This is a genomic window from Nocardioides oceani (genome assembly GCF_030412965.1).
In the GTDB taxonomy this organism is placed as follows: domain Bacteria; phylum Actinomycetota; class Actinomycetes; order Propionibacteriales; family Nocardioidaceae; genus Nocardioides; species Nocardioides oceani.
On the sequence record NZ_JAUHJQ010000005.1, the window covers coordinates 15,192 to 35,980 of the forward strand.

Sequence of the window (20,789 nt, forward strand, 5' to 3'; positions counted from 1 at the left end):
TCCCGTGCCCCTCCCGCGCCCCTCCCGCGCCGTTCCCGCAGGTCGGGACGGGTTGCATCGGGGGCCCGACTCCGCTGGACTACTCCCCGAGGCCGCGGAGCGCGGCCGAACCGATCGCGTCTGGAGGACCACGTTGAGCTCGACCGAGGGTGGGGGGACCACCCGGACCGGCGCCCCAGGCGCCGACCTTCCCGGCACCGGACCGGCCGAACGGCTCGGGTTCACCAAGGGCATGGTCGTGCAGGAGCTCGGGTGGGACAACGACACCGACGACGACCTCCGCGTCTCCATCGAGGACGCCATCGACGCCGACATGGTCGACGGTGACCACGGCAACGTCGTGGACGCGGTCCTGCTCTGGTGGCGCCGCGAGGACGGCGACCTCGTCGACGGGCTCGTGGACGCGCTGACCGACCTCGTCGGTGGCGGTGCTATCTGGCTGCTGACCCCCAAGGTGGGTCGCCCGAACGCCGTCGACGCCGCGGACATCGCCGAGGCCGCGCCCATCGCCGGCCTGTCGCAGACGACGACCGCTGCGGTGAGCAAGGACTGGGCCGCCACCCGCCTGGTGGCACCCAAGACGCCCGCGTAGGTTCGGTCCCGTGCTCCAGAACATCCTCGGCCGCGCGGCGGCTGCGGGCACCGGCGCCAAGGTGCTCGCGTCGTCCGGGATCATCCGTCCCTACCCGCCCGCGGTGCTGGTCCGCCTGGCGCGCACGGTCAAGAACTGGGGCACCGGCCCCGCCGGGGGCTTCGCGAGCCTCGCGGTGCGCTTCCCGGACCGGGTCGGCCTGGTCGACGAGGCCGGCGAGCTGACCTTCGGGGAGATGCAGCGCCGGTCGAACGCGCTGGCCCGGGCGCTCCGCGAGCGCGGGGTCGGCGAGGGTGACGGCGTGGCGCTCATGTGCCGCAACCACCGCGGCTTCGTCGACACCACCATCGCCGCGGCGAAGCTGGGTGCCGACGTGCTCTACCTCAACACCGCCTTCGCCGGGCCGCAGCTCGTCGAGGTGCTCGAGCGCGAGGCGCCCACCGTCGTCGTCCACGACGAGGAGTTCACCGAGTTGCTCGCCGAGGCCGACGTCGAGCAGCGGGTGCTGGCCTGGGTCGACTCCGACGGCGCCCCCGAGGGTGTCGCGACGCTCGAGGAGCTGGTCGCCTCGGCTGACGACGCCGACCTCGACCCGCCGGACCGGCACGGCCGGATCATCATCCTGACCTCCGGCACGACCGGCACCCCGAAGGGCGCCCCGCGCAACGAGGCCGGCATCGACGCCGCCATCTCGCTGCTCTCGCGGATGCCGCTGCGCCACGGCTGGCGCACGCACATCGCCGCCCCGCTGTTCCACACCTGGGGCTTCGCCCACCTCGCGCTCGCGATGCTCCTCGGTTCGACGGTCGTGCTCAAGCGGCGCTTCGACCCCGAGGACTGCCTGCGGACCGTCGAGGAGGAGAGTTGCGACTCGCTGGCGGTGATCCCGGTCTTCCTCCAGCGCATCCTCGGCCTGGAGGAGGGCGTGCTGCAGCGCTACTCCCTCGACACGGTCAAGGTCGTCGCCTCGTCCGGCTCGGCCCTGCCCGGTGACCTCGCGGTCACCTGGATGGACCACTTCGGCGACCACCTCTACAACATCTACGGCTCCACCGAGGTCGCCTACGCCTCGATCGCCACGCCGCTGGACCTCCGCGAGGCGCCGAGCTCCGCGGGGATGCCGCCGTGGGGCACCACGGTCAAGGTGTACGACGAGCAGGGCGCCGAGGTGCCGCAGGGCGGCTCCGGCCGCATCTTCGTGGGCAACAGCCTGCTCTTCGAGGGCTACACCGGGGGCGGCGGCAAGGACATGATCGACGGGCTGATGGCGACCGGCGACGTCGGCCGCATCGGCGACGACGGCCGGCTCTACGTCGAGGGCCGAGACGACGAGATGATCGTCTCCGGCGGCGAGAACGTCTTCCCCAAGGAGGTCGAGGACTGCCTCGCCCGCCACGAGGCCGTCGTGGACGTCGCGGCCATCGGCATCGACGACGAGGACTACGGCAAGCGGCTGCGCGCCTTCGTGGTGCTCCGCGACGGTGCCTCGGCCGACGAGGAGGAGCTCAAGGGCTGGGTCAAGCAGAACCTCGCCCGCTACAAGGTGCCCAAGGAGATCGTGTTCCTCGACGAGCTGCCCCGCAACGCCACCGGCAAGGTCCTCAAGCGCGAGCTGAAGGACCGCCCGGAGGACGTCGAGTGAGCGGACTCGCGCTCGGGTGCGAGGCACCCGACTTCACGCTGCGCGACCAGTTCGGCCAGGACGTCACCCTGTCGTCGTACCGTGGGACGAAGGCGGTCGCGATCCTGTTCTTCCCCTACGCGTTCTCCGGCGTCTGCACCGGCGAGCTGACCGGCGTGCGCGACCGGCTCGCGGAGTTCCTCACCTTCGACACCGAGGTGCTCGCGATCTCCTGCGACCCGATCCACTCGCTGCGCGCCTTCGCCGACACCGACGGGCTCAACTTCCCGCTCCTCTCGGACTTCTGGCCCCACGGCCACGTCGCCAGCACCTACGACGTCTTCAACGACCGGACCGGCGCGCCGCGCCGCTCGTCGTACGTCGTGGACCGGCAGGGCGTGCTGCGCTGGGCCGTGCACAACCCCACCTCCGAGGGGCGCGACCTCGACGAGCACCTGCGGCAGCTCGCCGCGCACGCCGACGCCGTCTAGACCGCGGCCGTCCGATCGCCGGGTTCTGCGGACGGTGTCGGGGGATCGGGCTACTGTTCTTCTCGTTGAACCGCTGGTGACCCGAGACGCCAGCGGTTCAACTTCCATTTACGGCCCTTTTCGTGAGGCCGAGCGCCACCGTCTAGTCTGTGGCCGCCCGAGCGGGCACGGGCGTATAGCTCAGCGGTAGAGCACCTCGCTTACAACGAGGTGGTCGGGGGTTCGATCCCCTCTGCGCCCACCACCGCCGCTTGACCTGCGGGAATGTCGGTGGCTTCGAACATAGTGACGAACGCACAGCGTTCGGACACCACCTATCGGAGCCACCGCCATGACCAGCACCGCCGCGCTCGACGCCCTCGTCACCTCCTGGACGCTCGCGCTCGAAGCCGAGAACAAGTCACCCCGCACCATCGGGAACTACCGCGAGTCCATGACCCTGTTCGGACGCTGGCTCGTCGACACCAACCGGCCCACCGCACCCGACGCGATCGACACCGCGACCTGCCGGACCTGGCTCGCCGAGCTCATCGAGACCCGCTCCGCGTCCACCGCGCGGACCCGGTGGAACGGGCTGCGGCACTTCTTCGCCTGGTGCCTTGAGGAAGGTGAGACCGCGGTCAACCCCATGGCGCTCGTGAAGGCCCCCGCCCTGCCCGAGAAGCTCGTCGAGTTCCTCACCCCCGACCAGCTCAAGGACGTCATCGCCGCGTGCGAAGGGCCGCTGCTCGTCGACCGGCGCGACCAGACGCTGATCCTCATGTACGCCGACACCGGCGCCCGGCTCTCCGAGCTGGCCACCGCGCACCTCGAGCACCTCGACCTCCGCGACCGCACCCTGCTGGTCACCGGCAAGGGACGTCGAGAGCGCATCGTGTCGTTCGGCGCCCGCACCGCCCGGTCAGTCGACCGGTACCTCCGGATCCGCGGCCGCCAGCCGTACGCTGACGGTCCGTGGCTGTGGCTGTCGGGGAAGGACGGCCGCGCGCTGACCGCCAACGGCATCCAGCAGATGCTGCGCCGCCGGGGGAAGCAGGCCGGGATTCCCGGGCTGCACGCCCACATGTTCCGCCACGGGTTCGCCGACGCCTGGCTCCGCGCCGGGGGCTCCGAGGGCGACTTGATGGAGCTGGCGGGGTGGCGGTCGCGGCAGATGTTGACGCGGTACGCCGCGAAGACCCGGGCGGAGCGGGCGCGGGAGGCCTACAAGGGCCGGTCGCCGATGGACAACCTCTAGCGCTCGCCGACGAACCCCAGGCGCCGCGCCGAACGCTGCTCATGGCGGGCGGTGCGAAGGCGGCGGAGCCGGCGAACGAGGAGCGCGTCGTGCTCGAGGGCCTCGGGCTGGTCGATGATCCAGTTCAGGCGGCGGTAGTACGTCGTGGAGGTGAGCGCGAACTGCTCGCGGATGGCGGTCTCCTTGGCGCCGGCGTACTTCCACCAGGAGTGCTCGAAGTCGAGCATCATGCGGTCCTCGTGGGTGAGGCCGGTCGTCGCTGCCGGCTCGGTGGTGTCGTCCATGGAGTGCACGGTGCCAGCGGCCACCGACAGTTAACGGCGGCGTACGTCGGAGGCCTGGACCCAGACCGCGCCGATCTTGATGCGAGCGTCGGAGACGGCGACGAAGACGTGGGTGCGGGTCCACCGCTGCGCGCGCCCGTCGAGGTAGCTCTCGCCGTCGTGCTCGAAGACCAGGCGGACCCGGACCGGGATGGGATCCCGGTCCGGGATGCCCTCGGCGTGGGGGGTGCCGTCCTTGCGGCGCAGCGGCCAAGCCTCGTTGAGCACCCGCTGCAGCGGGATCGGCGACCCGCCGGGGCCGCGGGACTCGTACACCTGCCCGAGGCTAGACCGCGAGCCGCGCGGCGACCTGGTGCACCGGGTGGCGGTAGGTGTTGGTGTGGCCGAGGTCGTAGTGCCGGCTGGTGGTGCGGGGGTCGGCGTGGCGGGCGAACTCCTGGACGTCGCGGACAGGCATGTTCATGTTGAACGCCTCGGTGATCGCCATCTTGCGGAGCAGGTGCGGGTTGATGTGCCGCGTCAGCCCCGCCTTCGCCGCCCGGCGGTTGACGGTCTCGACCAAGCCGGTCGCACCGTGGCGGGTGAGCGGCGAGACCCCGTCGCGCTGAGTGATGACCGGGCCGAAGTCGCGGCCGCCGCGGACGCGCTCGATGATCGGGACCAGCGGCATCGGGACCGGGGTGGTGCGGATGTTGCCGCCCTTCTCCTTGAACGTCAGCGACGGGGCGCCGGTCTCGATGCCCTTGTAGTTCTCCAGGCGCAAGGACGCGGCCTCGCTGATCCGCAGCGCCATCGAGGAGAGAAGCGCGACGAGACACCAGTGCCGGGGGCTGGTGTCCTTGGCGGTCTCGAGGAACAGGTCGAGCTGTCGCTGGGGGACGAGCTCGCTCTTCTTGTGGTGGATCTTCGGGAGCGCGATCTTGCGGGCCGGGTCGAAGGTGATGCGGCGGTCCCAGACCGCGAAGTCGTAGAAGCCCTTGACCGGCGTCATGGCGGTGTGGACCGACGACGGCTGGAGGCCGCGGTCCTCGATGAGGTGGCGGACGTAGAACTCGACGTGTGGTCGGTCGACGTCGTTGAGGGGGTGTAGGCCGTTGGTCTCGCACCAGGCGATGAAGAGGCCGAGGTGGTAGCGGTAGAGCTTGAAGGTGTTCCCGTGGTAGCGGCCGAGGTAGCTCACGATCGCGAGCGTCAGGTCGTCTGTGCCCGCGGCGGGCAGCGGGAGGGTAGCGTGCGTCATCGGTCGTTCTCCTGAGGTGATGTCTCGGGTGACGGCAAGGCCCTCGCCGGTGTTCCAGCACCTGCGGGGGCCGCTTCTTTACTTGGGGGCGCCGACGGTACGTCTACCGGCGCGGCGGTTCAAGGGCCGGGACGACGAGAAGCGCCCCGCCACCGCCTGCGTGAGGCGGTGACGGGGCGCGTCTGGGTGAAGGCTGTGGCCTTCTACTGATGGGGCATCAGGTTCGAGCCGAAGCGAGGCTTTTCCGCCAGAGTGCTTCGCGAATGGCCAGCCGCCTCGGTGACTGGCGGGTAAAGTTCCGGAGCGTGGAGCGCTATTGGCCGAAGGTTGCTGCTGTCATCGCGCTCGCAGTGGCGGTCATTGCCGCCACTTTGATCGGGCTCATGCGGTTCAACAACGAGGCCCCGACAGAGTCGGGGGGCCCTGTCCGCAACACACCGGGCGATGTGACCCCCGCAGCCAAGGCGCCCCTAGCCGTCTTTATCGGAGACTCATATACGGCAGGCACCGGCAGCACGGGCGGTGCGAGCTTCGTCCGAGTCGTAGCCGACACTCAGGGTTGGAATTTTGAGAACCTGGGGGAAGGCGGCACGGGCTACCTGCTCAACACCGACCAGGACCCCAAGCTGGCACGGCTTGGGTGCGGGAAGGACTACTGCCCGAACTACCCAGAGGTCATCGCCGCGGCGGTCGAAGCCGAACCCGACATTGTCGTCGTCTCCGGCGGACGGAACAACGTCACTGCATCCACGGACGACCTCGACGCGGGCATCCCCGCCTTCTTCGAGCAACTCCGGGACGCCCTGCCGGAAGCAACCATCTACGCCACGTCCCCGCTGTGGGATGTCACGGAGCCGCCCGAAGAGCTGGGACGCCTTGCTGACATCGTGCGCGCGTCCGTCCAATCGGTCGGCGGGACGTACCTAGACCTCGGCCAGCCACTCGATGACCCTGGGCTGCTCGCGAGAGACAAGATCCACCCGGACAACGAGGGGCACCTGGCAATAGCCGACGCGATCAACAAGAAGCTCCGGTAGTTCAGACGGCGAATACGTACTCGTCCGCGTCGCGCATCGCGATGTGACCGGTCGCGGCCGGATGGATGCCGTCGGTGGTGTACGTGCCGATGCCGACGACTCCGCCCGATGCAACGGCGGTCCCGAAGCCCGCGCCGCCGACCACGGCGTCCGTGGGTGACGTGATCGACGTGATGGTGGCCTGGTACAGCGCATCAGCCGGGCCTCCCCCGATCGCGGTGATGGACTTCCCGATGTCGGCCGAGGTGAACGCCCCGCTCGGTGACAGGAGGTGCGCCGATCCTGACGCCCAAGAGGCGTCGGTGAGGCGGCGCTCCGGCGGCTTCCAGAGTCCGGAGGTGGGCGAGGTCTCCACCGCGGCGGCGGCGTCCCATACAGCGTCGAGCGGGTGCTCGTCATCCCCGGCGCGGAGGACGTTCGTGGCGTCTCCGACGGAGGTAACTGCCTTGGTGGTGGCGTCAATAGGGGCGCCGTCGCGGAGCCAGGCGTTGAAATCGCGGCGCACCACGTCCTGGCCGCTGGTGGCGATGACGGCCTGCCCGGCCGTGGTCGTCCACCCGTCCGTGCTGGTGGTGCGCGGCGTGATGGTGCGACCGATGACCTTGATGCCGCGCCGGTGCAGGTCGGTCCAGATTCGGAGGCGGTCGGCCTGGATCTGAGCGGTGGTGCGCCCGGCGTTGGAGTCGTTGACGCCGAAGCCTTCGAGAACATGGGTGCAGCCCGCGAGGAGGGCATAGCGCCCGCGGGTGGTGACTGGGCTGGTGAGGAAAGTGTTGGCTCGGTCACCGGGAACGGCGGCCTGGACGTAGCCGAGACCCTCGGCAACGCAGAGCCGGACAGCCCAGCCGAGGTCGTTGGGTCCGTCACCGGAGCCGTAGTCGATGGAGTCGCCAAGGATGCCGACGGTGGGCAGGAACGCGGTGGCCCCGGTGGGGACGCCGACGATGGCGACGGGGCTGTAACCCGCACCTCCGCCGCTGTGCACGTTCGAGACGACGGCCCCCCGGCTGTCCTGCCCGACCGCGTTGCCCTCATTGGAGGGGACGGCCTGGGAGGCGGTCAGTCCGATGGGCCACTTCTGCCCGGCGGAGGCGGAGACGTTGGTGCGGGTGTAGATCCACTGGCCGGCCGTGGCGGCGAGCGGGATCGGGTCACTGAGCGCGAACCCGCCAGGCTTGATGACCACCTTGTCCGCGCCGTTGAACGAGACGGGGTAGATGTTGGCGGCCGGGACGGCTGCGTCCGAGACGTTCGCGGACGTGGGGGCTTCGACGCTCGCGCCGACCGTGATGGAGTCGGTGCCGTCGAGGGCAAGGCGGGTGTTGGCGAACACGAGCCGGATGTCGGTGGCGTCCGCAACGAAGACGTGGGCGCGGCGGTAGGTGTTGTTCGTGTCGGTGCCGTTGGACAGCGCCTGGTTGCCGAAGCCGTTGCCTCGGGTGGTGACAACGGGGAGCCCGCCGAGTACGCCGATGGGGAGGCGGGTCTGGATCGGGGGAGCGTCGAGGATTCCCATTCAGGACACCACCATCGCCGGGACGTTCGTCGCAGCGCCGGACGAGTCCCGGGTGATCGTCGGCTGCGTGAAGGTTTTGACGGCAGGACTGCCGTAGGTGACGTGGTAGCCGTCGATGGTGTTGCGCGCGCCGATGGCGTCGGTGGTGAACGTTCCCGGGGTCCCGTCGGGCCAGAGCACCCCAGCACCAGTGACGACACCCGAAGCGTTCCGGGTGATGGATCCAGTGATGAGGGTGTCGGGGTTCTTTGCCCACGCCGCGACCTGGGCGATCGAGGCGGCAAGCTTCGATTTCGTCGGGCCGTCGAGCTCGATGAACGAGGCGACCTGGGCGTTGGCCGGCGCGGTCAGCGGCTCGACGTGCGCGAGCGCCTCGTCGCGGGCCTGCTCGGTCGCTGCGCGGGCCGTCTCGACCTGCGCGGCGGCCTCGTCGACGAGCTCGGCCGTGGTGGCCGCCTCGCCGGCGGCGAGCACCGCGGTGGCCGCGGCCTGCGCCGCCGAGGAGACGACGCCGTCAGCCCAGTCGGCGGACTCCTCGTCGCCGGCGTCGTTGACGACCCGGAACCGGATGGGGTCGAGGGAGAGGAACTCCCCGGCGCCGTCGGCGTACCGCAGCGTGTCAGCGGCGCCGACCCGGCTGATGAGGATCGAGGCCTGCGTCTTGCCCCAGGCGCCGGAGGGCGCGTTGAGCGAGTAGCCGCGGGTCGGGTGCACCAGGTCGGCGAGCCCGTCGATGATGACCTCGTCCTCGGGGATCGTGGTGGCGACCGGGTCGTCAGCGGCGCCGGTGGTCCGCTTGAGCCAGCCGCGGAACCGGACCTCGTTGCCGGTGCGGCGGACCTGCACGGGCACGAGGACCGGGTCCTGGTGGTGCCAGTTGTTCCGGAAGACCGGGACGGGCCGGACGGTGCCGTCGGGTCCGGTCCAGGTCTCGGTGGTCCCGGGGTAGCCGATGGTGATCCAGCCGGAGTCGTAGGGCGCGCGCTCGTCGAACTCGGCGGCGATCGCCAGCCCGGTCTGGCTCGAGGGGACGCGCACGAGGGCGGCCATCTGCCCGTCGCTGGTGGCGAGGTCCTCGATGACGACGGCCTGCACCTCGTCGCGCATCGCCTCGACGTCCGTCCGGGCGGTCTCGACCTGCGCGAGCGCGGTCGACGCCGCCTGGGCGGCGTCGCCGCTGTCGGCCGGCAGGCGGTAGAAGTCGCCCTCGGGGTCGCGCAGCCAGACCTCGAAGACACCGTCGGGGCCGTAGAACGAGGGGATCTGGCCGTGCGCTCCCGCTGGCACCACCACGGCGGTGACGGCCGTGGTGCCGTCGGCTGCTCGGAGGTCGGTGAGCTGGACGCCTCCGTCGGCCTCGGGGCGGTCCCAGACCTCGAGGGTGACGGTCTGGCGCGGCGGCGCGAAGACGGCTGCGTTGCCGATGGGGTAGAGGGTGGCGAGCGAGTCGGATGCTCGGCCGCCGAAGAGGTGTCGGGCCACGGTGGTCTCCTCGCGGGTCAGTGGTTGAAGGGGTTGCCGTGGTGGACGGCGAAGTCGAGTGCGACGAGGGCGAGCGAGCTGAGCCCGAGGAGCAGCACGCGCCGGGCGGGGCGCGACACCGGCTTGCTACCTGACCGGTCCGAGCGCGCCGAGGAGCGCCAGGAGGATGAGGAGCAGGAGGACGACGGCGACGATGCCGAGGAGGCCGCTGTCGATCGCGCCGCGCTCGTCGGGGTCGCCGGGCTGGGCGGCCAGGAAGGGCATGAAGCGGCGGAGGAAGGTCTCGACCTGGGGGAGCGCCATGATCCGCGCGAAGGCGGCGGCGACCGCGAGCGGCACAGCGAGCCAGGGGAACGCGGCCGGGTCGAGGCCGGCGGTCTGAACGAGGATCGGGAAGAGCACGGCGAGGGCGACGAGGGCCTGGAACGCGGTGCGGAGGGTGGACCGCCAGGGTCGGCGGACCTGGGTGGGCTGCGGGGTCGGCAGGGTCATCGGGTGCTCCTAGCTGGTGGTGAAGGTGAGGACGTGGTGGTCGGTGCCGGCGAGGCGGTCGGCGGAGACGCGGGCGCGTCCCCAGCCGGCTGACCAGACGCGGGTCATGACGTCGGCGCCGTGGGAGTGGGGGGCGCCGAGCTCGGCGCGGACGGCGTGGTGGGGCCGGTTGGGGTCGCCGACGTACATCCACCGCAGCGGGAGCCGGCGGCCGGCGGCCGCGGCGCGGCGGCTCATGGCCTGGCGGGCGCGGCGGACCCAGGTGAGGGCGGACCGGCGGGCGTCGTCCTGGCGGCCGGTGGAGCGGAGCGGGTCGTGCTGCACGCCGAGTCGGAATGGGCCGCGGCGGTCGACCAGCACGCTGGCCCGGCGGTACCGGTCCTGCACCCCGGCGCCGGCGCGGGACGCGCGGGAGGCGAGCTGCAGTCGCGACCAGACGATGCGGACCCCGGAGCGGCGGCGTACTGCGACGACCGAGCCGGCCCGGTCGGCGGAGCGGAGGTCCTGGTGGACGTCCCAGTCGGGGCCGAGGATCGCGGCGACGTCGAGGGGCTGGTTGTCGCGGGTGCGGCACTCGACGAGCTCGAGGACGTCGGCGGCCGGGTGGCGGGTGCCGTCGTTGTCGGTCCAGCCGTCGGCGAGCCTGCGGAGCAGCTGGGCGTCGCCGCCGAGCTGGTAGGCCATGTTGGCCGCGCGGTGCACCGTCATCGCTTCGGGAGACCTTGCAGCGCGGCGCGGATCTTCCCGAGTCGCTTCCCCTTCGCCCGGTCGGCGGCCGCGGTGAGGAGGTCGCGGGCCTGCTCGACGCGGGTCGCCGGCGGGGGCGTCGGTCGGGTGAGCCGCTCGGCGGCCGCGCGGACCTGGCGGAGGAAGTCGTCCCAGGGGAAGTGCGGGCCCGGGTCCCAGTGCGACGTCGAGCCGGGGAAGGCGTCGCGCATGGTGTTGTGGCCGCAGATGCCGCGCTCGCCGGCGCGGATCTGCGCCGGGGTGAGCAGCCGGATCGGGAGGTCGTTGGCGAGGCAGAGCCGGGCGACGTCCTCCGCGGCGCCGGCGAGCATCGCCTGGTGCGCGTCGTCGGCCCAGTGGCTGCGGCCCTCGTTGCTGAGCGAGCAGCAGAGCTCGTAGCCGAGGGAGTTGTCGTTGGTGCCGTCGTGGTAGGCGACGACCGAGTCCCAGGTCAGCTGGACGGCCTCGCGGGCGTCGCGGCAGTAGTGCCAGGACGACGGGCGTGGGGTGGTGCGGGTGTAGCGCGCGGTCGCGCGTGCGGCTCCGGGCACGCCCGGCTCGGCGCCGGCGGTGCAGTGGATGACGACCCGTCGGATGGGCTTGTTGTTCGAGCCGCCGCGCCACTTCGGGGGGCCGACGTAGGGCGGGGACGGAGGCGCGACGGGCATGGGGAGCTCCTTGTCGAGGTGCGGGCGTGGCTGGTCGCCGCCGGACACGAGACGTGCGAGGCGGACGCGGACAGACGGGGTCAGGGCGTCAGGGGGTGTCGATGTCGAGCCCGGCCGGCGGGTCGGGCGGGACGTCGCCACGAGCCCGGATGTGGGCCATCAGGACCCGGATGTAGCCCATGGCCATGGACAGCAGGTGCCGCAGGCCCGCGATCGTCGCGCGATCTTCCTCGGCCTCGGCGTTCTGCCGGTCGATGACGCTGGTGTAGTAGGACGCGGCGCGGTCGAACGCTTCCTTCTCGACGTCGGCGCGCGAGCTGGTCGCGGCGGTGACGGTCTGCGCGCGGGCGGAGGATCGGTTGGTGGCGTAGCCGACGATGCCGGCGATGAGGGCGGCGAGGATGGTCGCGAGGGCGGTGTCGCCGATCGGCATGTCAGCCCTCCCGCATCACTCGTCCGGGGTTCTCCAACCCTGAGATTCCCCACCAGAGGACGGCCACGAGCGTCCAGACGGCGCCGCCGGAGAGCGCCTGGTCGGGGGTGTCGAGGAACAGCACGCCGAGGGCGTAGCCGGAGCCCCACAGCGCCGCGAGGGACGACATGACGGTGTAGCCCCACTTCTCGGAGGCGGGTGGCCACCGGGCGGAGATGAGGCCCGCGATGCCGGCGGCGATCCAGACCAAGCCCCACACCTGCAGCGGGGCGACGTTGAGCGCGAGCTCGAGGGACCGGTTGCGCGACGGCGGTGCGTCGGTGCCGAGGTAGACCATGCCGACGGAGAGGTAGATGAACCCGCCGAGGGTGAGAACGAGGGAGTGCCGGCGCCATGGCCGCAGAGCGGTCCAGCGCCGGGGCGTGGGCATGGTGAAGGTCATGCGACGCGCCCCGTCCAGACAGCCCAGGCAGCGAGGTAGTGGCTGGCGGAGATGAAGCCATGGATCGCCCAGGCGGTCGCGGAGGCGGTGGGATCGTGGAGCGCGGACGCGGCGAAGCAGATCGCCCACCAGGAGTAGATGCCGCCGCCGATGAACAGCGCCCAGGCGAGGGCGTGGCGGTGACCGGCCAGGAGCGCTGCGGCGAGGACGAGCGCGCCGGTGAGGAACAGCAGCCCCCAGGTGGTCATCGGGGCGACCTGACGGGCAGCGGCGAACGACTGGGAGGCGGTGCGGGCGGGGTCGCCGGTGAGGTAGGCGAGGCCCATGACGCTGGCCAGGCCGGGGCAGAGGGATAGCAGCGGCCGGGGGATGGGGTGCATGGGCGTCTCCTCGCTCATGAGCTGCTCGCGGTGGTGCCGTTCGCGGCGACGGCGACGACGCGGAACGCGGCCGAGTAGTCGTGGCCGCTGATCGGCGTCCAGTACCGCCAGGTGGTGTTCTGGGGCAGCCTCGTGGCGCGCCGCTGCTCGACCAGCACCCCGTCGACCGGCTCGGTGACGTAGACGTCGTTGTACGACGCCGGCGGGTCGTCCCCTGCCGGGAGCGGGTTGAACAGCGTCACCGTCAGCGACGCGGTCTTCGGGTCCGCGGCGATGGTGAACGACGGCGTCGGCGGCGGCGTGTACGACACCTCCACGCCGACCGAGACCCACGGCGACCACAGATCGCCGTACTCCACCCGCACCTGGACGTGCTCGGCGCGGCCGTTGGTTTCGAACACCAGCGGCAGGAACCGGGCCTCGACCGACGCGATCCGTCCGGAGTCGTAGTAGACGACCGACTCGTCGGGCGCGCCGCCGGTGTCCCCGACGCGGCGGACCTGGAACGCGACCTGGGTCGCGGTCGACCAGGTGACCCGCTCGTTCTGCTCGAGCTGCTGCCCGGCGATGGGGTAGAGGATCGAGGGGCCGGCGGGGGAGTCGCCGGCGGTGAAGAACCCGCTGGTCGACCAGGGCCCGGCGAGGCCCTGGGCGTCGTAGGTGCGGACTTGCCGCTCGTAGCCGCCGGCCTCGAAGGTGCCGGCGGGGAAGTCGTAGAACTCGTTGGGGACCGGCGCGTGGACGGTGGTCCAGTTCGCGTCGCCGACGGGCCGCCAGCGGATGTCGAACGCGGACTGGGAGTCGCCGGCGTTGGGGTCGGAGAAGACGTGGCGGGCGCGGTTGGGGCGGCCGCGGTCGATGGCGCCGCCGTTGACGAGGGTTGCGAGCGCGGGGGCGTTGGGGGGCCGGTTCTTGTCGGTCAGGAGGAAGGTGAACTGGCCGTGGACCATGGGGCCGCCGGTGAAGCCGCCGACCATCCGGAGGGTCCCGGTGGCGGTCGTGCCGCCTGCGTGGGGTGCTGACCAGACGCCGACCTCAGGGGCGTAGGTGGAGTCCATGACGGCCCGTTCGGTCCACCCGGGCGGGGGGAGCTCGGTGTAGGACCAGCCCCCGCCGGTCCCGGGCCAGCAGGCGTCGACGTGCACGACGACGCCGGGCTCGGGGGCGCTCAACGTGGGGATCACCCACTCCGAACCGGAGCGGGTGTCGGTGCGGCGGGCGGTCGGGTGAAGCACTGCGTCGCGCCAGAGGGTCACCGTCGCGCCGTGCCACTCCGACTCGACCGACTCCAGCGACATCTGCCATGCCTCGTCACCGGGCGACGTCGCGACCCACACGCGGGACAGCGGACCGGTGTCGTTGGAGTGGATCTGGGTCCATGACCACCCGGGACGTGTGGTCTCGAGGAGCGGTGGGGTGCCGTTGCCGTAGGTCATGGCCGACAGCACGACGAGGTCGCCGTCCTGGGTGGCTGGGATTGTGGTCGCGATCCCCTGGGCCACGCCCGACCCGTCGCCGGCGTAGTAGCCGGCACCGGTGAGGAACACCACCATCAGCCGGCCGCCTTGTCCTCGAGCAGCAGCCCGAGCTGCACCAGGGACGTGACCTCACCTCGGCGGGTCCACCCGCCGTCGTCGGTCACCAGGTGCGCCGTCGGGCCGACCGTGGACACCGCGAGGCACACGTCGCCGCCGTCGGTGAACACCACCAGCTGGTCGGTCTCGGCGACCACCTCGAGCCCGTCGACCGGCGCGGGCGTGAGGACCTGCGCGAGGTAGGCCCGGGCGACGTCCACTCGCGCCGCGCGCGCCGCCTCGGCCGCGGCGAGTGCGGCTGCACGGAGCCCGACGGGGCTGGTCGACTCGGTCATGTCTCGACTCCTTGCACCAGCGGCGGCAACGGGTTCCGGACAGTCACGGTGACGCGCTGACCCACGGCGTAGGACGAGGCGTCGAGCGCGTTCGCGAACGACGGCTGGGTGGCTCCGTCGACCACGACGCGCAACGGGTCGGCTGACGTGACGGTCGCCTTGACCTGCGTCTCGATCGCCTCGAGGCGGGCACGCGGCGCGCCGCCGAGCTGCAGCCGCCCGGGTGACCCGTCGGAGTTCAGCGTCCAGGACGCGGCGATGACCTTCTCGGTGGTGCCGGCGTCGGTGTACTGGAACACGTCGTCGGTGTCCATGACCGGCAACGGCTCGACGGTCAGGTCGATGGTGCGGGTCGCGGTCTTCGCCTCGTCGACGATGCGGTTGCCCTGCGCGACCAGGGACGGCTGGTCGGCGGCGTCGAGGCGGATCGTCTTGTGCACCATGCGGCCGATCGCCTCGATCGACGCGATGCCCTCCGCCTGGTTCCGTGGCGGCGTGTAGATCCCGTCGCCCTCGACGGGGGTGGTGTCCATGTTCGACCGCACGAACCGCCAGGAGTTCGCGATGTCGCCGGCCTCGATGGTCAGCGTGCGGTCCTCGCCGACCAGGTTGGTGCTCTCGTCGGCGGTGTCGAGGTGCCACTCCACCGGCCGGTCGACGAGCTCGCGGTGAGGGGCGGTGCGGACGTTGCCGTTCTCGTCCATCCACGGCGCGGAGTAGCCGATCTCGGCGAACAGGTCGTGGAGCATCCGCAGCCACGTCGGGTTCGGGTCGATCAGCGCCCACACCTTCGTGGAGGGCAGCAGCACGTTCTGCAGGGTGCCGTCGACGAGGAGTTGGGTGCCGATGCCGGCGGCGTCGAGGATCGCGCGCGCGGCGTCGAAGTAGGTCGTGGACAGCGGGGTGATGGTGAACGAGTCGATCCACGTCTTCTGGCCGGCGGTGGTGTCGCGGGCGACGACGCCGACGAAGATCGAGGGGACCGTGGCTGTCCAGAGCCACTCGATGGTGGCCCACTGGTCGCGGGCGACGTTCTGCCAGGGGCTGGACGCGGCGAACACGGCCTCGAGGCGGAGCTGGTCGGGGCCGGTGGCGGGGTTCCAGACGCGGGCGCGGAGGCGGTACGTCTTCCCGACGATGAACCCGGCGAGCTGGATGTTGACCCACGACTGGCCGGTGCCGGGCGCGTCGGGCCAGGTGACCTCGAGGGACGCGACCCCGGTGTCGGAGCGGGCCGTGGTACGGCCCCAGGCGGCGGGGACGAACACGCCGAATGCGGGGTTGGAGTCCCAGCCGGTGGTGTCGGTCTCAAACCCGCCGTTGGGGACCATGTCGCTGCCGGGGTTGGGGTCGACGACGTAGGTGTCGCCGGGGCCGGTCTGCAGCAGCGAGAGCAGGTCGTAGCCGGTGACGTCGTAGGTGATGGGGTCTTCGCCGCGGCGGGTGTCGGGGGTGGTGAGGACGAACACGCCGATGTTGAACCGGGCGCGGGTGATGCCGTCGTCGAAGACCATCCAGGGCTGGACCCGGTCGCGGCCCCAGGCGAGCTCGCGCTGGATGGAGAGCCGGATCGACTGGTGCACGGCGTCGCGGTTGTCGTGGTCGACCGACCAGCCGACCAGGTCGTCGGAGACGTCGGCGACGAACTGGTTCTGCCCGTTGAGGAGGTCGAGGCCGCTGGTGATGGTGATCTCGTCGGCGGTGAGGAGGCGGCGTACGGCGTCGACGGTGAGGTGGTCGCGGGGCGGGCTGACGAGGGACTTCATCAGACGGCCTCGGTGTGGGTGATCTCGTCGAGGGTGAGCTTCACGTCGGAGCGGTCGCGGCGGCCGGTGCGGAACTCCAGGGGGAGTTCGAGGTAGGTGACGTAGGCCTTGGACCCGACGTGGTCGCGGATGCAGAGCAGCTGCTCGACGTGGTCGCGCAGCCACTGCGCCTGCTCGGTGGTGACGGAGACGAGGTCGAGGGTGAACGTGTCGTAGGTGCGGGTGCCGCGGCGGATGATGCGGCGGCGGTTCATGAGCTGGCGGATCTCGGCGCGGCCGGCGGTGCGGCGGGGGATGGCGTCGCCGACGAACCGGAACGCGCAGGCGTCGGCGGGGTCGGCGGCGGAGTTCAGCCACACCGCGCACAGCTCGAGGCCGGCGCCATCGGCGGGGACCGGTGCGAGGTCGACGATGATCGGCATCAGGGAGTCGCCTTCCTGGCTGCCTCGGACTGCTGACGGGCGATGGACTGCACGGCGGCTGTGAGCTGTTCGATCGCCGGTCGGACCTGAGCGACGCCCTGCGCGGCACCGCGGGAGGCTCCGTTCCGGACATCGGCGCCGAGGTTGTCGACCGCGGCGCGGAGCTGATCGATCGCGGCCGTCGACGCGGCGATCGCGGCGGTGGTCTGCGCGACCTGCTCGACCAGGACAGCGTGCTGCTCGCCGTACACCGCCTGGGTGGCGAGCGCAGCAACCTCCGCGGCCGCGGTGTCTCGGGCGGTGAACAGGCGCTCGTACTCGTCGATCTGCTCTGGGGAGAGCTCCGAGAGCCCTTGGGCGGTCTCGAGGTCCCCGGACGCGGCGAGCTGTTGGTAGAGCCCGCCGAGCGCGCCTGTGGTGTCCAAGCCCTTTTCGGCGAGCAGTTCCAGCGCAGCGGCCATCTCCTGGGCGCGCTTCGTGTCCTCGATGAGGATCTCGCGTAGCGCGTCGAGGTTGGAGACCGCCTCTTGAGCCGGCTTCGCGACGTCCCCTGAGGCGTCGTCGACGTCCCCGCCGAGCTCCTCGATCTCGTCCTGGTTGCGCTTGATGATCGCGAGCAGCCGCGACGCCTCGGCGGCGGCGGCGACCGACCCGTCGTCGCGGGACCGGATCACCGCGAGGTCAGCCTCCGCCGCGGCGATCTGGCCGCGACGAGCGCCGATCGCGGCGGACGCCTCCGGGGTCAGCCCGTCGGTGGTCTCGTCCGCGTCGCGGCCCTGGTTGAACCCGTCGCGGAGGAAGTTCCGGGCGACCGACTCGGAGTAGGCGTCCATGGTGGACTGCAGCTGCTCGAGGGCTTGCTTCTGCTCGTCGAGGGTGTCGTTGAGGTCGTCGCGGCGCTCCCGCTCCAGCTCGAGTGCCGTCGCGGACTCGAGAAGGTCAGCGGTCTGCGCGCGCAGCTGGTCGGTCCACTCGCCGCCGGCCTCGCGGAGCTGGCTGCGGAAGTCGGCGATCTCGTCGGCGATCTGCTCGACGGACATGTCCGCGTCGACCTCGAACCCGGCGTACGCCGCCCGGATGTTCCGGCGCTGCTCGACGCGGGCCTCACGGGCCTCAGCGGCAGGGGCGTTGCGGGCGTCGCGGAGCTCGCGGCGGGCCTGGATGAGCTCGGCCTGCGCGATGCGCCGCTCGAGGCCGCTGATCTTGTTCTTGCCGTCGGCGTTCAGCGACTTGGTCAGGTCCGCGATGGACTGCTGCAGGCGGAGGATCTCGATGCGGTTGTCGATCGGGCGGCCCCCGCCGCGGCCGCCGCGGCCTCCCGTGCCGCCGCCTGCGGCGAGCCAGTCGGCTTCCCAGTCGGCGGAGTACCCGACGGTGCCGCCCGAGGCGTACCCGACGACGGCGAGCTTGGCGCCCCGGTTCGCTGCCTTCAATGCGGGGCGGTTCTTGTCCGCCTGGCCGTGCCGGTTGGAGATGACCTCCTCGCCGGGAGCGACGAAGACGTGGACCTTGTCGCCGTATGGTGCGCGTGCACCGGGCACGGTCATGCCGTCTGCGCCGGCGCCGCCGGAGACGTACTCCAGGCCGGCTCCGCCGCCGTCGCCGGTGCGCGAGACGTGGACCGTGACGGGGATGTAGCGGTCGATCGAGCCGAGCTGGGTCTTGACCGTGGCGATCGCTGCGAGCGCGGGACCGTTCTCGACGTCGACCTCCGCGACGGCGCGCTGCTTCCCGAAGCCGGACAGCCAGTCGCCGGCGACGTCGATGCCGCGCTGCGCGGGCTTGTTGTCGACGTCGAGGCGGGGATCGCGGGGCTTGGTGAGGCCGTACCGGTCGAGTGCGCCGATGACCTTGCTGATCGCGGCCTCGGCCTTCGGGCCGGCGCCGTTCGCGAGTCGCTCGAGGCTCGCGCGGGCGCCCGCGAGGAAGTCAGCGCGGAGGCCCTTGTCCTTGATCTGAGAGGCGACCTGGCTGATGCCACGGGCGACGTTGTCGAGGCGGTCGGCGTCCTCGCGGGTGAATCCGTTCTTCAGGCCGGCGGCGAGGTCGTCGATGCTCTGGCGGTAGCCGCGGAGCGCGGCGCGCTTGTCGAGCCACCCGTTGAGCTCGGCGAGCCCTGCGGCGAAGTTCCGGGCCTCGTAGGCGGCCATCCGTTCGGCCGCGCCGAGCTCCCGTACGTCGTCGGCGGCGTTGGCTGAGGCTGCGGCGGCGTTGTCGACTGCGAGGGCGTAGGCATCGAACGACTCGGCGACGTCGCTGGCGTCGGCACCCTTCGCCTGGGCGAGCTCCGACACCGAAGAGAAGATCTCGGCAGCGGCCGCTGAGTCGCCCGTCTCGACGAGCCGGGCGAGACGCTGGTCGAGCTCCTCGATGTTGTCGGCGTACTTGTCCATCGTCGAGTCGCCGAAGATGCCGAACGCCGTGACGACTTCACCGAGGTCGATGGCGTTGGTCTTGGACCCGAGGTACTCGATGTTGTCGGCGATCTCCTCGATCTCCGAAGTGACCTCGCCGCGCTGCAGGGCCTCCATCGCGCGGTCGAGGTTGGCGGGGTCGATGCGCCCGATCTCGTCGGCGAGCATGCCGACGGCCATGCCTACGGCGGCGACGCCGGTGGCGTAGCCGCCGAACTTCGAGAATCTGCTGCCCGTGCTCTGCACGGACACGCCTGTGCGGTCGATCGACACGCCGAGCCGGGTGAGGGTCGACGTGACCAGGTCGCTGGCGCGGTTGAACGCGACCATGGCGGCGATACCGGTGAACAGCGGCCCGCCGATGTCAGACGACGCGATCGCGGCGAGCCCCTCGAGGAGCGCGGTGAGGACCGGCAGCACGGTCTGCCCCAACGGAGCCGCGGCCTGGACGATGCCGCTCGCCGCCTGGGCGAGAGCCGCGAGGGCGTCGACGGCCATGGGGCCGGACTCGCGGATGTAGGCCACGAAGTCCTGGAACGAGTCGTTCTGCTCGAGCCCGCGGGACCACTCGGCGAACGCCTGGGAGGACTCCTCCAGGCCGCCGGTGAAGTCGCGGGTGGCGGGCGCCAGCCCGACGATGATGTTCGCGAACCCCTGCGCGAAGTTCCCGACCGACCGGGCAAGCTCGTCAAGGGTGCGAGCGGCGTCGGTGTCGAGGTAGTCGAAGAACCCGCGGAACTCGCTGCCGGCCAGCGACGACCCGGCATCCGCGGCCAGGTCGCCGAGGGTGCCGGACAGCTCCGCGACAAGCGAGTTGACCCGCGGGAGGGCAGTGAGGGCCTGCTCGATGCCCTCCTCCGCGCCGGGCAGGAACCCGGCGCGCGCGGTGTCCTGCAGCTGCCGCAGCTGCGGCTCCAGGCTGGAGAGGTACTCGGCGAACTGAGCCCCGTCAGGGCCCAGCTTCTCCATCTCGAGGCGGACCTTCTCGAGGTTCTCGGCGGTGGGGGCGAGCTGGTACTCCGCGAGGGTGTTGAGCGCGTCGCCCATGCCGACGAGCGCGAGCGCGGCTGTGCCGGCGGCGGCGACCGTGACGCCCAGCCCGACGGTGACGGCCGACAGCGCCGGGACGACGGCTGCGGTGAGGGGTACGGCGGCCGGGCCGAGGGTGAAGAAGGCGTCGCGGGCGAGCCGGACCCGGTCGGAGAGCCGGTCGATCTCCAGCCCGGATCGGCGGGTGGAGCGTTCGGCGTCGTCCATGGCGCGGCCCAGCTCGTCGCCGAACTCCTTGGAGTTGCGGATCGCCTGGGCGGTGTCGAGCCGGAGGCGTACGGTCACGGACCGGTCGGCCATGTGCGCCTCCTAGGGGTGACGGGGTCAGTCGCTGGTGGTGGTGACGCCCAGCACGAACGGCGGCACGGGGTTCGCGTCGAGGTCCCGGGTGTGGTGGGCGATGACCCACCGGGTCTTCTCGTCGCTGTCGCTGCGGGCGGTGCAGGCGTGGCAGACGTAGGACTCGGCGTCGTAGTAGCCGTCCATGTCGGAGTGCCAGGCCAGCGCGATCGGCTGGCGGCAGCCGGGGCACAGCTGCCCCTCGTAGGCGGCGAGGGCCATGAACAGCGCGCGGTCCTCGGGGGTGAAAGGCGGCGCGGGGATGGTGCGCGTGACCCGGTCCGGGT

General features: G+C 71.6%; 22 protein-coding genes and 1 tRNA gene. 6 read left to right on the forward strand and 17 right to left on the reverse strand.

Going from position 1 to position 20,789, the window contains the following annotated elements; all coding sequences use genetic code 11:
• Positions 1 to 133 precede the first annotated feature (133 nt).
• From QWY28_RS13095 to QWY28_RS13115, 5 genes are all read left to right on the forward strand, one after another.
• Complete coding sequence (locus tag QWY28_RS13095) at positions 134 to 592, forward strand: DUF3052 domain-containing protein (RefSeq protein ID WP_300952996.1); 459 nt, start codon at positions 134 to 136, stop codon at positions 590 to 592.
• A gap of 10 nt (positions 593 to 602) precedes the next feature.
• Positions 603 to 2,234, forward strand: coding sequence for an AMP-binding protein (locus QWY28_RS13100; protein WP_300952997.1), 1,632 nt, complete (start codon positions 603 to 605; stop codon positions 2,232 to 2,234).
• Positions 2,231 to 2,704: a peroxiredoxin gene (locus tag QWY28_RS13105; RefSeq protein ID WP_300952998.1), complete on the forward strand. Its 474-nt coding sequence runs from the start codon at positions 2,231 to 2,233 to the stop codon at positions 2,702 to 2,704. Before QWY28_RS13100 ends, QWY28_RS13105 begins: the two co-directional genes overlap by 4 nt.
• Positions 2,705 to 2,873: 169 nt before the next feature.
• Positions 2,874 to 2,948 (forward strand) — tRNA-Val (locus QWY28_RS13110).
• A gap of 87 nt (positions 2,949 to 3,035) precedes the next feature.
• Entirely contained in the window at positions 3,036 to 3,941 is a 906-nt protein-coding gene (locus QWY28_RS13115; protein WP_300952999.1) for a tyrosine-type recombinase/integrase, read from the forward strand.
• Here QWY28_RS13115 and QWY28_RS13120 read toward each other — a convergent pair.
• Genes QWY28_RS13120 through QWY28_RS13130 form a run of 3 tightly spaced genes read right to left on the reverse strand, consistent with a single transcriptional unit; the run spans position 3,938 to position 5,465 of the window.
• Positions 3,938 to 4,225, reverse strand: a complete 288-nt coding sequence (locus QWY28_RS13120) for a DUF3263 domain-containing protein (RefSeq protein WP_300953000.1) — start codon at positions 4,223 to 4,225, stop codon at positions 3,938 to 3,940. The two genes, QWY28_RS13115 and QWY28_RS13120, sit on opposite strands and share 4 nt — an antisense overlap.
• 30 nt (positions 4,226 to 4,255) lie before the next feature.
• A complete protein-coding gene (locus tag QWY28_RS13125; RefSeq protein WP_300953001.1) occupies positions 4,256 to 4,540 on the reverse strand; it encodes a hypothetical protein in 285 nt (94 codons plus the stop codon).
• A gap of 10 nt (positions 4,541 to 4,550) precedes the next feature.
• The gene (locus QWY28_RS13130) at positions 4,551 to 5,465 is read right to left on the reverse strand and encodes a tyrosine-type recombinase/integrase (RefSeq protein ID WP_300953002.1); all 915 of its coding nucleotides are present in this window, start codon (positions 5,463 to 5,465) and stop codon (positions 4,551 to 4,553) included.
• Between the two features lie 263 nt (positions 5,466 to 5,728).
• Here QWY28_RS13130 and QWY28_RS13135 point away from each other — a divergent pair, with 263 nt between their 5' ends.
• The gene (locus tag QWY28_RS13135; RefSeq protein ID WP_300953003.1) at positions 5,729 to 6,502 is read left to right on the forward strand and encodes an SGNH/GDSL hydrolase family protein; all 774 of its coding nucleotides are present in this window, start codon (positions 5,729 to 5,731) and stop codon (positions 6,500 to 6,502) included.
• 1 nt (position 6,503) lies between these two features.
• On the opposite strand, the gene QWY28_RS13140 is transcribed toward QWY28_RS13135, so the two are convergent.
• The 14 genes from QWY28_RS13140 to QWY28_RS13205 all read right to left on the reverse strand — a co-directional run bounded on the left by QWY28_RS13140 (position 6,504) and on the right by QWY28_RS13205 (position 20,724).
• On the reverse strand, positions 6,504 to 7,835 hold the full coding sequence (locus tag QWY28_RS13140) for an SGNH/GDSL hydrolase family protein (RefSeq protein WP_300953004.1): 1,332 nt from the start codon (positions 7,833 to 7,835) through the stop codon (positions 6,504 to 6,506).
• 183 nt (positions 7,836 to 8,018) lie between these two features.
• A complete protein-coding gene (locus tag QWY28_RS13145) occupies positions 8,019 to 9,500 on the reverse strand; it encodes a hypothetical protein (RefSeq protein WP_300953005.1) in 1,482 nt (493 codons plus the stop codon).
• A gap of 126 nt (positions 9,501 to 9,626) precedes the next feature.
• On the reverse strand, positions 9,627 to 9,992 hold the full coding sequence (locus tag QWY28_RS13150) for a hypothetical protein (RefSeq protein ID WP_300953006.1): 366 nt from the start codon (positions 9,990 to 9,992) through the stop codon (positions 9,627 to 9,629).
• 9 nt (positions 9,993 to 10,001) lie between these two features.
• Positions 10,002 to 10,700 carry a hypothetical protein gene (locus tag QWY28_RS13155; RefSeq protein WP_300953007.1) on the reverse strand — a complete coding sequence of 233 codons (699 nt, stop codon included), beginning with the start codon at positions 10,698 to 10,700 and terminating at the stop codon, positions 10,002 to 10,004.
• Complete coding sequence (locus QWY28_RS13160) at positions 10,697 to 11,386, reverse strand: N-acetylmuramoyl-L-alanine amidase (protein ID WP_300953008.1); 690 nt, start codon at positions 11,384 to 11,386, stop codon at positions 10,697 to 10,699. The genes QWY28_RS13155 and QWY28_RS13160 overlap by 4 nt, the downstream gene beginning before the upstream one ends.
• Before the next feature lie 88 nt (positions 11,387 to 11,474).
• Positions 11,475 to 11,819, reverse strand: coding sequence for a hypothetical protein (locus QWY28_RS13165; protein ID WP_300953009.1), 345 nt, complete (start codon positions 11,817 to 11,819; stop codon positions 11,475 to 11,477).
• Position 11,820: 1 nt separating this feature from the next.
• Positions 11,821 to 12,261, reverse strand: coding sequence for a hypothetical protein (locus tag QWY28_RS13170; protein ID WP_300953010.1), 441 nt, complete (start codon positions 12,259 to 12,261; stop codon positions 11,821 to 11,823).
• Positions 12,258 to 12,641, reverse strand: a complete 384-nt coding sequence (locus QWY28_RS13175; RefSeq protein WP_300953011.1) for a hypothetical protein — start codon at positions 12,639 to 12,641, stop codon at positions 12,258 to 12,260. Before QWY28_RS13175 ends, QWY28_RS13170 begins: the two co-directional genes overlap by 4 nt.
• Positions 12,642 to 12,655: 14 nt before the next feature.
• The gene (locus tag QWY28_RS13180) at positions 12,656 to 14,194 is read right to left on the reverse strand and encodes a hypothetical protein (RefSeq protein ID WP_300953012.1); all 1,539 of its coding nucleotides are present in this window, start codon (positions 14,192 to 14,194) and stop codon (positions 12,656 to 12,658) included.
• Positions 14,194 to 14,511, reverse strand: coding sequence for a hypothetical protein (locus QWY28_RS13185; RefSeq protein WP_300953013.1), 318 nt, complete (start codon positions 14,509 to 14,511; stop codon positions 14,194 to 14,196). Before QWY28_RS13185 ends, QWY28_RS13180 begins: the two co-directional genes overlap by 1 nt.
• A complete protein-coding gene (locus QWY28_RS13190) occupies positions 14,508 to 16,277 on the reverse strand; it encodes a hypothetical protein (protein ID WP_300953014.1) in 1,770 nt (589 codons plus the stop codon). Before QWY28_RS13190 ends, QWY28_RS13185 begins: the two co-directional genes overlap by 4 nt.
• Positions 16,277 to 16,699, reverse strand: coding sequence for a hypothetical protein (locus QWY28_RS13195; protein ID WP_300953015.1), 423 nt, complete (start codon positions 16,697 to 16,699; stop codon positions 16,277 to 16,279). Before QWY28_RS13195 ends, QWY28_RS13190 begins: the two co-directional genes overlap by 1 nt.
• Complete coding sequence (locus tag QWY28_RS13200) at positions 16,699 to 20,463, reverse strand: coiled-coil domain-containing protein (protein ID WP_300953016.1); 3,765 nt, start codon at positions 20,461 to 20,463, stop codon at positions 16,699 to 16,701. The genes QWY28_RS13195 and QWY28_RS13200 overlap by 1 nt, the downstream gene beginning before the upstream one ends.
• 24 nt (positions 20,464 to 20,487) lie before the next feature.
• Positions 20,488 to 20,724, reverse strand: coding sequence for a hypothetical protein (locus tag QWY28_RS13205; protein ID WP_300953017.1), 237 nt, complete (start codon positions 20,722 to 20,724; stop codon positions 20,488 to 20,490).
• Positions 20,725 to 20,789: the final 65 nt, after the last annotated feature.